This window comes from Xylophilus sp. ASV27 (assembly GCF_016428875.1).
In the GTDB taxonomy this organism is placed as follows: Bacteria; Pseudomonadota; Gammaproteobacteria; order Burkholderiales; family Burkholderiaceae_C; genus Xylophilus.
The window spans coordinates 17,319-28,220 of the sequence record NZ_JAELTO010000057.1 but is presented as its reverse complement, the minus strand read 5'-3'; the positions used below and the strand labels follow the sequence as shown (position 1 = coordinate 28,220).

Here is a 10,902-nt window from a genome sequence, read left to right as displayed (position 1 = left end):
GCCCGACTGCACTCGACGCTGGCCTACGTCAGCCCGATGCAGTTCGAGCAGGACTGGCTTGCCAATCAACCAAGGCAAGCCACCTCATGAGCTCAGCTATGGGATACGGATTCCAGGGGCAAGGTCAAACGGCTGCGATCAATCGGGATATTGGGGAGCGAGGGGGGATGTATCGGACGGAGCTTGCAACGGCGTCGCAGCGGGTGTAACGACCGGGCCATGTCGACTCGGGCGGCTCGAACAGGTCGGTTTGAGCCGTGTAGGCCCTGATCTTGGCCCGGATGCGCTTGATCATCTTGCGCATACCGCTCATGCCGCTGCTGGCCCGCACCCTGCTGGAGCCCGACGAAATCTGGGTGCGCGTCGAGTGGCTGCGCGTGCAGGGCCGTGCCGTGGTGCGGCGCCGCTACGTCGCGCGCTTCGACGTCGAGGGCCACGACACGCCGGCCCTGGCCGTATTCGAGCTGGGCGCGGACGGCTGGAGCGGCGCCACCACCTTCCAGGGCGTGTCGCAGAGAGCGGACGAGTGGCGGGTCGGCGCGCTGCTGTACCGACGTCAGGCGCCGTGAGCGGCCAAAAGGAAGAGCCTGTGCGGCGCCACGCACAGGCTCCTTCCGGGTGTAGGGTCGGTCGGCCTGGCGCGGCCGTCTCACCCGATGAAGTAGGCGCATTGTAGAAGATGCCTGGCCATCGACGACTTCGGCACCGGCTACTCCGGCCTCAGCTACCTGCGGCAACTGCCCGCGCGGCAGTTGAAGATCGACCGCAGTTTCGTCAACGACCGGAAGACCAGGAAAGACGCCCGCGCCGTGGTGGAGGCGGCGCACGCACTGGACTTGCGCGTGGTGGCAGAAGGCGTGGAAACCAGCGCCCAGCGCGACATGCTGCTGAAGATGGGCTGCGACGAACTGCAGGGCTTCGTCTTTGCACGGCCCATGCCGGCGCACACGTTGCTGGAATGGTCCAAAGGCAATAAACCGGCGGACGGCGTGGACTTTGCGCCCTCCACCATGATCGACACCTGAACGGCGGGCCACTGCACAGGCGACGCGCAGCGGGGATAATTGCCGGCTGCTTCCCATAACGACACGCCCCCCGACATGACGACCCGCATCCAGTACCACGACCTCGTGGAATCCGTTGCTGCCGCGCTGCAGTACATCTCCTACTACCACCCCGCCGACTACATCGCCCACCTTGCTCGCGCCTATGCGCGCGAGCAGAGCCCGGCGGCCAGGGACGCGATCGCGCAGATCCTGACCAACAGCAAGATGAGCGCCACCGGCCAGCGCCCGATCTGCCAGGACACCGGCATCGTCAACGTGTTCGTCAAGGTCGGCATGGACCTGCGCTTCGAGGGCTTCCCGGCCGGCCTGGAAGACGCCATCAACGAAGGCGTGCGCCGCGGCTACAACCACCCCGACAACACGCTGCGCGCCTCGGTCGTGGCGGACCCGCAGTTCGACCGCAAGAACACCCGGGACAACACGCCCGCGGTGATCTTCACGCAGATCGTGCCGGGCGACAAACTCGACATCACCGTCGCGGCCAAGGGCGGCGGCAGCGAGAACAAGAGCAAGATGATCATGCTCAACCCGAGCGACTCGGTGGTCGACTGGGTGCTCAAGACCGTGCCCACCATGGGCGCCGGCTGGTGCCCGCCGGGCATGCTGGGCATCGGCATCGGCGGCACGGCCGAAAAGGCCGTGCTGATGGCCAAGGAAAGCCTGATGGACGACCTGGACATGTACGAGCTGCAGGCCAAGTCCTCCCGCGGCGAGAAGCTCGACAAGCTCGATGAAATGCGCCTGGAGCTGTACGAGAAGGTCAACGCACTGGGCATCGGCGCGCAAGGCCTCGGCGGCCTCACCACCGTGCTCGACATCAAGATCAAGATGTACCCGACGCATGCGGCCAGCAAGCCGGTCGCCATGATCCCCAACTGCGCGGCCACGCGCCATGCGCACTTCGTGATGGACGGCTCCGGCCCGGTCTACCTGGAAGCCCCCTCGCTCGACCTGTGGCCCAAGATCGACTGGGCGCCCGACTACAACAAGAGCAAGCGCGTCGACCTCAACACCCTTACCAGGGAAGAAGTCGCGGGCTGGAAGCCGGGCGACACGCTGCTGCTCAACGGCAAGATGCTCACCGGCCGCGACGCCGCGCACAAGCGCATCCAGGACATGCTGGCCAAGGGCGAGCCACTGCCGGTGGACTTCACCAACCGCGTCATCTACTACGTCGGCCCGGTCGATCCGGTCAAGGGCGAGGCCGTCGGCCCCGCCGGCCCCACCACCGCCACGCGCATGGACAAGTTCACCGACATGATGCTGGAGCAGACCGGCCTGATCGCCATGATCGGCAAGGCCGAGCGCGGCCCGGTCGCCATCGAGTCGATCAGGAAGCACAAGAGCGCCTACCTGATGGCCGTGGGCGGCGCCGCCTATCTGGTCAGCAAGGCCATCAAGGACGCCAGGGTGGTCGGCTTTGCCGACCTGGGCATGGAAGCCATCTACGAGTTCGACGTGGTCGACATGCCGGTCACCGTGGCGGTCGACGCCGGCGGCACCAGCGTGCACACCACCGGCCCGGCCGAGTGGCAGCAGCGCATCGCCAGCGGCGAATTCCGCGGCATCGAGCTGGCCACCGCCTGAGCGTTGCGCCGCCTACCGGATCCGCGATGACCGCCGCACCGCCCCAGCGCCCCATTGGCGTCTTCGACAGCGGCCTTGGCGGCCTGAGCGTGCTGCAGTCGCTGCGGGCCGAACTGCCTGGCGAGGACTACGTCTACCTCGCCGACAGCGCGCATGCGCCCTATGGCGAGCGCGGCGACGCCTATGTGACCCAGCGCACGCTGCAGGTCGCCCGCGAACTGCGTGAACGGCATCGCATCAAGGCTCTGGTCGTGGCCTGCAACACTGCCACCACCGCGGCCATCCACCTGCTGCGCGAGGCCCATCCGGACCTTCCGCTGATCGGCGTGGAGCCCGCCGTCAAACCCGCGCTGGCCGCCAGCCGCACCGGCTGCATCGGCGTGATCGGCACCCGCGGCACGCTGGGCAGCGCCAAGTTCCGCGCCCTGCTCGCACCGCTGCAGGCGCAGGCCGAATTCCGCATCCAGCCCTGCGACGGCCTGGCGCACGCGATTGAAGCGGAGCTGCTTCCCGCGCCTCAGAGCGAATCAAAAGTGATAGCACTATGCCTAGAATACACCAAGGCTTTGGGCATATTTGGCACTGAAAAGGGCCAGATCGACACGCTGGTGATCGGCTGCACCCACTATGTGTTCGCCCAGTCCGTGCTGCGCAAGCTGCTCGGCCCTGACGTGCAGTTGCTCGACACCGGCGCGCCGGTCGCGCGCCAGACGCAGCGCCTGCTGGCCCAGAACGGGTTGCTGCGCGCCCCTGGCAGCACACCCGGCACGGTGCAGCTCACCAGCACGGGCGACCTTGCGTTGCTGCAGCGTGCGGCACTAGGCTGGCTGGGCCTGGCTTCGCACCAGCCCGTCCTCGCCTGACCAGAGCCGCTCCCCCGTCGCCTCCAGGTGCGTCAGGTACAGGCGCACATCGAATTCCAACTGGTGGTAGCGCGGCTCCATGCTCTCGCATAGCTGATAGAAGGCGCGGTCATGTTCGCGCTCCTTCAGATGCGCCAGCTCATGCACGGCAATCATGCGCAGGAAATCCAGCGGCGCATCCTTGAAGACCGAGGCGATACGGATCTCGCGGCTGGCCTTCAGGCGCGAGCCCTGCACCCGCGCCACCTGCGTATGCAGGCCCAGCGCATGCTGCACCACCTGCAGCTTGCTGTCGTAGAGCACCTTGTCCAGCGGCGGCGCCCGGCGCATGTGCTCGGCCTTCAGCTCCGTGACGAAGCCATGCAGCGCCCGGTCGGTCCGCAGGCCGTGCGGCGCGGCATAGCGTGAGCGGAGCAGGCGTCCCAGGCCGCCCTGCGCCTGGACCGCGCGCACCTGCTCCAGCACGGCCTCCGGGTAGCCGCCCAGGAAGCGCACGACGGATGCCTCAATGCAGATGGCGCGGACGGCGCCCGCCGCCGTGTCCGCCGCCCGGGCCACCGCCGCCGCTGCCGCGCGGCGGCTTGCCCAGTTCCAGCGAATTGACCAGCGCATCGAAGCGCTCGCCGAACAGCTTGTCGATCTCGGCAACCACGCCGCCCAGCTCCGCGCCGTCGAAGTGGCGCTCCATCATGCTCACCACGTCCTGCACCAGCAGGTCGCGCTGCACCTGCATGATGGCAGCCGGCGTGGGGCCGACGAACAGCATGACGAAGTCGTCGCGCGCCTCGGCCTCGGGCGGCTCCTCTTCTTCGTCGAAGTCGGTGTCGTAGAAGCTGACCTCGATCGCGGCGCCCTGCTCGGCAAGCTCGTTCAGGCTCATGCACATCTCGTCGAGGTTGTGCCGGAAATCCTCGTCGCCATTGACCGTCCAGCAGATGTGCAGAACGTGCTCCTTGGCGTCGAACTCGATGCCGGGCTCTTCCTCGTAGACGCTGGCGGCGCCATCGGCCAGCGAACGCGCGCCTGCGTATTTCCACAGCGGGCGCAGCGCATCCTGCAGCTGCTCGAAGGTCGCGTCGGCACGCAGTACCACATCGCCATGGACGTGGATTTCGAAGGGGGTGTTATAGCTAGACATCGTGCATCTCTGCGGCGCAGGCAGCCGGGCGAAGGCCCGGAAGCGGCAACCTCAGAATAAAAAAGGGACAGGGAGCGGGAAAGCCGCAATCACGGTTGCATCCAGCCAGCGGAGATGGCATTTTCTCACGTTCCTCCGGCAGGCTGCGCCCTCTGCCCACGCAAAAAGCAGCGCAATGCAATTCCTTATGAAACAGGCACTTACGCGCACACTCCTGCCACGGACCACGGGTTATCCCCAGGATTGTCCAGCGCCGCCGGGGACAAGTGCGGGGGCGATCCGCCCTTCCCCAAACGGAATTCCGTAAAAAAAATAGGCCCTTCCATTGCTGGAAGAGCCTGCAGTGTGGTGCCCGAGGCCGGGATCGAACCGGCACGACCGTGAAGCCGAGGGATTTTCTTACCGCTTCGGCTTTCGCCGCCGCAGCATGGAGGCACGCCGCGTTCGTGGTCTGGAGCACGCCTTCACCATGGCCTCTCAGGGAGGCTGTAGGTGCCCGCCGTCTGCTCTCTACACCTTCCCCGGCACGTGCTAGCCAGGGCTTGGCTCGGCGTTGGCTCGGCTGCTCGAAGCAGCCAGGGCGTTCGCCGAATTTGACGGGCTTCATCCTCGGAGTTTCCCCCGAAGGGCTCAAATTTTCTTCAAGTCCCTTGTGTCTACCAATTTCACCACTCGGGCATGACCAATGCGCATTCCGACGCGCAAGACACGCATTGTGACAGGGACGGATAGTGGCCGCCGCCAGCGCTAACCGTAGTGGGCCACCCACTCGATGCCGCGCGAATGCGCCGCGGCGATGGCATCCTCCTCGACCTCGAACTCCGCCTTATCCATGGCGATCGAGCGCGGACGGGTCGGCCAGACATCCTTCGTGATCACCAGCTCCGGCACGAAACGTCCGTTGGCCAGCACCCTCGCGCTGCAGGCCAGCAGATAGTGGCCGTGGCGAAACGTCGTCAAGGTCGCAGACATTACCACCTCTCGGGAAAAGTCACAGTATGACCGTATCCGTGCGTTCGACCAAAGCCAGGGTGGCGGCAACGTCACACCAACAGGACTCGCCATAGCGGGCCAGGACGCACCGGAACATCCGGCGGCACGCAGCCTCTCGCGTACATGAAGAGCAGCCAGAACGCAAAAGGGAAGCCGAAGCTTCCCTTTTTAAAACATGGAGCGGGAAAAGAGTCTCGAACTCTCGACCTCAACCTTGGCAAGGTTGCGCTCTACCAACTGAGCTATTCCCGCTTATTTTCCAGGCAACGCCATCAACCTGACGCCATCCCAAAAGAATTCAATTATAGCAGATGCTTCCGCTGCGTCAGAAAGCCAAGCTTGCGAAGCACGATGATGGAGGCGCGGGCCGGAGTCGAACCGACCTACACGGATTTGCAATCCGGTGCATAACCGCTTTGCTACCGCGCCGACAAAAAAGGGAAGCCTGGGCTTCCCTTTTTGGAAAATTGGAGCGGGAAAAGAGTCTCGAACTCTCGACCTCAACCTTGGCAAGGTTGCGCTCTACCAACTGAGCTATTCCCGCATCTTCCGCATTCAACGTCTTAGCGTCGTTTGCTGCAACGAGTCGAATTCTAGCGCACTTTTGGGCCGTTTTCGGTCTCTATGCCACATGTGCTCGAAAAATTCAGTGCTTCACGGACGCGGGCTTGGCGGCATCCGGAACCGCGGCAGCGGCCGCAGCCGCAATGGCCTCTTCGTCCGACAGCGGATCGGGCATGCGCTCCAGGGCCACTTCCAGCACCTTGTCGATCCAGCGAGCCGGAACGATCTCCAGGCCATCCCGGACATTGTCGGGAATCTCCTGCAGGTCCTTCACGTTTTCCTCGGGGATCAGCACGGTCTTGATGCCACCGCGCAGTGCAGCCAGCAGCTTTTCCTTCAAACCGCCAATGGCCGTCACTTCGCCGCGCAGGGTGATTTCGCCCGTCATCGCCACATCGGCCCGCACAGGGATACCGGTCAGCGCCGACACCAGCGCCGTGGTCATGGCCGCGCCGGCGCTGGGCCCGTCCTTCGGAGTGGCTCCGTCCGGGACGTGGATATGGATGTCACGCTTCTCGAACACGTCGTCCCGAATGCCCAGCCGACGCGAACGGCTGCGCACCACGGTACGGGCAGCCTCCACCGACTCCTTCATCACGTCGCCGAGGGAACCCGTGCGGGTGATGGTGCCCTTGCCTGGCATGCTTGCCGCCTCGATGGTGAGCATGTCGCCACCGACCTCGGTCCACGCCAGCCCCGCCACCTGCCCGACCTGGTTCTGCAACTCGGCACGGCCATAGGTGTACTTGCGCACGCCCAGGAAGTCGTTCAGATTCTCGGCCGACACCACGACCTGCGGCGCCATTTTCTTGAGCAGCAGGGCCTTCACCACCTTGCGGCAGATCTTGGAGAGCTCGCGCTCCAGCGAGCGCACGCCCGCCTCGCGGGTGTAGTAGCGCACGATGTCACGCACCGCATCCTCGGTGACCCGCAACTCGGTGTCCTTCACGCCGTTGTTCTGCATCTGCTTGGGCAGCAGATACTTCATGGCGATGTTGGTCTTCTCATCCTCGGTATAACCCGACAAGCGGATGACTTCCATCCGGTCCAGCAGGGCCGGCGGGATGTTCATCGAATTGGACGTGGCGACGAACATCACGTCCGACAGGTCGAAATCCACCTCGACGTAGTGGTCGCCAAACGTGTGGTTCTGCTCCGGGTCCAGCACCTCCAGCAAGGCGCTGGAGGGGTCGCCCCGGAAGTCGGTGCCCAGCTTGTCGATCTCGTCGAGCAGGAACAGCGGGTTGCGCGTCCCCACCTTGTTCAGGCTTTGCAGCACCTTGCCCGGCAGAGCGCCGATGTAGGTGCGGCGATGGCCGCGGATTTCCGCCTCGTCGCGCATGCCGCCCAGCGCCATGCGCACGTACTTGCGCCCCGTGGCCTTCGCGACGGACTGCCCAAGCGAGGTCTTGCCCACACCCGGAGGTCCGACCAGGCACAGGATGGGCGCCTTGACCTTGTCCACGCGCTGCTGCACCGCAAGATACTCGAGAATGCGGTCCTTGACCTTGTCCAGGCCGTAGTGGTCCTCGTTGAGCACCTCTTCCGCATTGGCGAGATCGTGCTTGATCTTGGTCTTCTTGCTCCAGGGCAGCGCGGTGAGCACATCGATGTAGTTGCGCACCACGGTGGCCTCGGCCGACATCGGCGACATCAGCTTCAACTTCTTGAGTTCGCCCTCGGCCTTCTTGAGCGCTTCCTTTGGCATCTTGGCGAGCTTGATCTTCTTCTCGATCTCCTCGATGTCCGCGCCGTCTTCCCCTTCGCCCAGTTCCTTCTGGATGGCCTTGACCTGCTCGTTGAGGTAGAAGTCGCGCTGGTTCTTCTCCATCTGGCGCTTGACGCGGCCGCGGATCTTCTTGTCGACGTTGAGGATGTCGACTTCGCGCTCGAGCTGCTCGAACAGATTTTCCAGCCGCAGCTTGATGTCCGCCAGGTCCAGCACGGTCTGCTTGTTGTCGACCTTGAGCGGCAGGTGGGCGGCAATGGTGTCCGCCAAGCGGCCGGGATGGTCGATGCTGGATATGGAGGTCAGGATCTCGGGCGGGATCTTCTTGTTGAGCTTGACGTACTGGTCGAACTGCTGCATCACCGCGCGGCGCAGGGCCTCGACCTCGCTGCTGCTCTGCGCGGCCTCGGCCTCCTGCACTGGCGCGATGGTGGCGACGAAATGGGTTTCGGCGTCCTGTATCTGCGTGACGCCGGCGCGCTGCTGGCCTTCGACCAGCACCTTCACGGTGCCATCGGGCAGCTTGAGCATCTGCAGGATGGTGGAGACGCAGCCCACCTCGAACATGTCCTGGACGGAAGGCTCATCCTTGGCCGCTGTCTTTTGCGCAACCAGCATGATGCGCCGCTCGGCCTCCATGGCCAGTTCAAGCGCCTTGATGCTCTTGGGCCGGCCCACGAACAGCGGGATGACCATGTGGGGAAAAACGACGACGTCACGCAGCGGCAGCAACGGCAGCTCGATCGGGTCGGCGGGGAGAAGGGTATGACCGGACATGAAAATCCTTTGTTGGACCCGCTCCATATGGCCGGGAAGGCGAGGTTTTCAATACGCCGCCGACCGGGAGCGGGGGAAAAACCGCGGTGCCCGCAAGATCCGCCCTTTTGAAGGGCGGCGCGTCAGGCTTTCTTCGCTGCCTCTCGGTACAGCAGCAAGGGGGGCTTGTTCTCGTTGATGGTCGATTCGTCCACCACCACCTTGTCGACATTGTGGGTGTGGGGCAATTCATACATCGTGTCGAGCAGCGACTGCTCCAGGATGGAGCGCAAGCCGCGGGCACCGGTCTTGCGGGCCAGCGCCTTCTTGGCAATGGCCTTGAGCGCGGCGGGACGCACTTCCAGATCCACGCCTTCCATCGCCAGCAACTTGCTGTACTGCTTGACCAGCGCGTTCTTGGGCTCCGTGAGGATCTGCACCAGGGCATCCTCGCTCAGTTCGGCCAGGGTCGCCACGACCGGCATGCGGCCGACCAGTTCGGGGATCAGGCCGAACTTGATCAGATCCTCAGGCTCGACCTCCTTGAACACCTCGGTCAGCGCGCGCTGCTGCTTGCTGCGCACAGACGCACCGAAACCGATGCCCGAGGCCTCGGTGCGGCCCTCGATCACCTTCTCCAGACCAGCGAAGGCCCCGCCGCAGATGAACAGGATGTTGGTGGTGTCGATCTGCAGGAAGTCCTGGTTGGGATGCTTGCGTCCGCCCTGCGGCGGGATGCTGGCCATCGTGCCTTCGATCAGCTTGAGCAGGGCCTGCTGCACGCCTTCGCCAGATACGTCGCGGGTGATCGAGGGGTTGTCCGACTTGCGCGAGATCTTGTCGATTTCGTCGATGTAGACGATGCCGCGCTGGGCGCGCTCGACCTCGTAGTTGCAACTCTGCAGCAGCTTCTGGACGATGTTCTCGACGTCCTCGCCGACGTAGCCGGCCTCGGTCAGCGTGGTGGCGTCCGCCATCACGAACGGCACGTCGAGCATGCGCGCGAGCGTCTGGGCCAGGAGCGTCTTGCCCGATCCCGTCGGGCCGATCAGCAGGATGTTGCTCTTGGCAAGCTCGACATCCTCCTTCTTGGACTTTTCCTTGTGCCGCAGGCGCTTGTAATGGTTGTAGACCGCCACGGCCAGCGTGCGCTTGGCCACTTCCTGGCCGATCACGTAGTTGTCGAGATTGGTCTTGATCTCGGCCGGGGTCGGCAGGTCGCTGCGGGGCTCCTTGGCGGCATCGCCGTCGGGCAGCTCGTCACGGATGATTTCGTTGCACAGGTCGATGCACTCGTCGCAGATGAAGACCGAAGGACCGGCGATCAGCTTCTTCACCTCGTGCTGGCTCTTGCCGCAGAAGGAGCAGTACAGGGTTTTCTCGCTGGAGGAGCCTTTTTTTTCGGCCATGGACGCTATGCCTGAAGAGGGGATGGGGACATGATAACGAAATAAAAAACGGCGCTTTCCGCAGGGAAAACGCCGTCCGGGACGCCCGCAAGGGAATTCAGCTGCGCTTGGCGATCACCTGATCGACGATGCCGTATTCCTTGGCTTCGTCCGCCGTCAGGAAGTAGTCGCGCTCGGTATCGGACTTGACCTTCTCCAGCGGCTGGCCGGTGCGCTCGGCCAGGATGCGGTTCATCTGGTCCTTGGTACGCAGAATGTCGCGCGCATGGATCTCGATGTCGGTCGCCTGGCCGCGGGCACCGCCCAGCACCTGGTGGATCATGACCTTCGAATTGGGTAGCGAGAAACGCTTGCCCTTTTCGCCGGCCGCCAGCAGGAAGGCGCCCATGCTGGCCGCAAAGCCGATGCACAAAGTGGACACGGCCGGCTTGATGAACTGCATGGTGTCGTAGATCGCCATGCCCGCGCTCACGCTGCCGCCGGGGGAATTGATGTAGAAGGAGATGTCCTTGTCCGGGTTCTCGCTCTCAAGGAACAGCAATTGCGCCACCACGAGGTTGGCGGTCTGGTCATTGACCTCGCCCACCAGGAAGATCACCCGCTCCTTGAGCAGGCGGGAATAGATGTCGTACGAACGCTCGCCCCGGCCGGACTGCTCGATCACCATCGGCACCATGCCGAGGGCTTGGGTTTCCAGTGCACTCATGATTTCTCCTGGGAAACGAATACTGTAGCGAAAATGACATGGGGCTTGCGCCGCAAAGCACAAGCCCCACACGGCATCCGGTTGTCACCG

Annotated in this window: 9 protein-coding genes, 3 tRNA genes and 1 pseudogene; 4 read left to right on the top strand and 9 right to left on the bottom strand. The window is 64.1% G+C overall.

The genetic code is table 11. From position 1 onward, the window contains the following. Positions 1-287: 287 nt before the first annotated feature. From JHD63_RS13210 to murI, 4 genes and pseudogenes are all read left to right on the top strand, one after another. Entirely contained in the window at positions 288-569 is a 282-nt protein-coding gene (locus JHD63_RS13210) for a PBECR2 nuclease fold domain-containing protein (protein WP_233168085.1), read from the top strand. A gap of 114 nt (positions 570-683) precedes the next feature. Further along, positions 684-1,025 (top strand): annotated as a pseudogene (locus JHD63_RS13205) (EAL domain-containing protein); the annotation flags it as partial. Between the two features lie 75 nt (positions 1,026-1,100). Further along, positions 1,101-2,654, top strand: a complete 1,554-nt coding sequence (locus JHD63_RS13200) for a fumarate hydratase (protein ID WP_198971196.1) — start codon at positions 1,101-1,103, stop codon at positions 2,652-2,654. A 26-nt stretch (positions 2,655-2,680) separates the two neighbouring features. Next, positions 2,681-3,517 carry a glutamate racemase gene (gene murI / locus JHD63_RS13195; protein ID WP_198971195.1) on the top strand — a complete coding sequence of 279 codons (837 nt, stop codon included), beginning with the start codon at positions 2,681-2,683 and terminating at the stop codon, positions 3,515-3,517. Here the strand turns inward: murI and JHD63_RS13190 are convergent. From JHD63_RS13190 to clpP, 9 genes are all read right to left on the bottom strand, one after another. Beyond that, positions 3,473-4,012 (bottom strand): M48 metallopeptidase family protein, encoded by a 540-nt coding sequence (locus JHD63_RS13190; protein ID WP_370590503.1) that lies wholly within the window; start codon positions 4,010-4,012, stop codon positions 3,473-3,475. The two genes, murI and JHD63_RS13190, sit on opposite strands and share 45 nt — an antisense overlap. 10 nt (positions 4,013-4,022) lie before the next feature. Next, the gene (locus JHD63_RS13185) at positions 4,023-4,655 is read right to left on the bottom strand and encodes a DUF6806 family protein (RefSeq protein ID WP_198971193.1); all 633 of its coding nucleotides are present in this window, start codon (positions 4,653-4,655) and stop codon (positions 4,023-4,025) included. A gap of 747 nt (positions 4,656-5,402) precedes the next feature. After that, complete coding sequence (locus JHD63_RS13180) at positions 5,403-5,627, bottom strand: hypothetical protein (RefSeq protein ID WP_198971192.1); 225 nt, start codon at positions 5,625-5,627, stop codon at positions 5,403-5,405. Between the two features lie 197 nt (positions 5,628-5,824). After that, a tRNA-Gly gene (locus JHD63_RS13175) sits at positions 5,825-5,900 on the bottom strand. A 103-nt stretch (positions 5,901-6,003) separates the two neighbouring features. After that, positions 6,004-6,077, bottom strand: a tRNA-Cys gene (locus JHD63_RS13170). A 39-nt stretch (positions 6,078-6,116) separates the two neighbouring features. Next, positions 6,117-6,192 (bottom strand) — tRNA-Gly (locus tag JHD63_RS13165). Between the two features lie 102 nt (positions 6,193-6,294). Next, positions 6,295-8,718, bottom strand: a complete 2,424-nt coding sequence (gene lon / locus JHD63_RS13160; protein ID WP_198971191.1) for an endopeptidase La — start codon at positions 8,716-8,718, stop codon at positions 6,295-6,297. A 122-nt stretch (positions 8,719-8,840) separates the two neighbouring features. Next, positions 8,841-10,106 (bottom strand): ATP-dependent Clp protease ATP-binding subunit ClpX, encoded by a 1,266-nt coding sequence (clpX, locus tag JHD63_RS13155; protein ID WP_198971190.1) that lies wholly within the window; start codon positions 10,104-10,106, stop codon positions 8,841-8,843. 97 nt (positions 10,107-10,203) lie between these two features. After that, positions 10,204-10,812, bottom strand: a complete 609-nt coding sequence (clpP, locus tag JHD63_RS13150) for an ATP-dependent Clp endopeptidase proteolytic subunit ClpP (protein WP_198971189.1) — start codon at positions 10,810-10,812, stop codon at positions 10,204-10,206. Between the last annotated feature and the right edge of the window lie 90 nt (positions 10,813-10,902).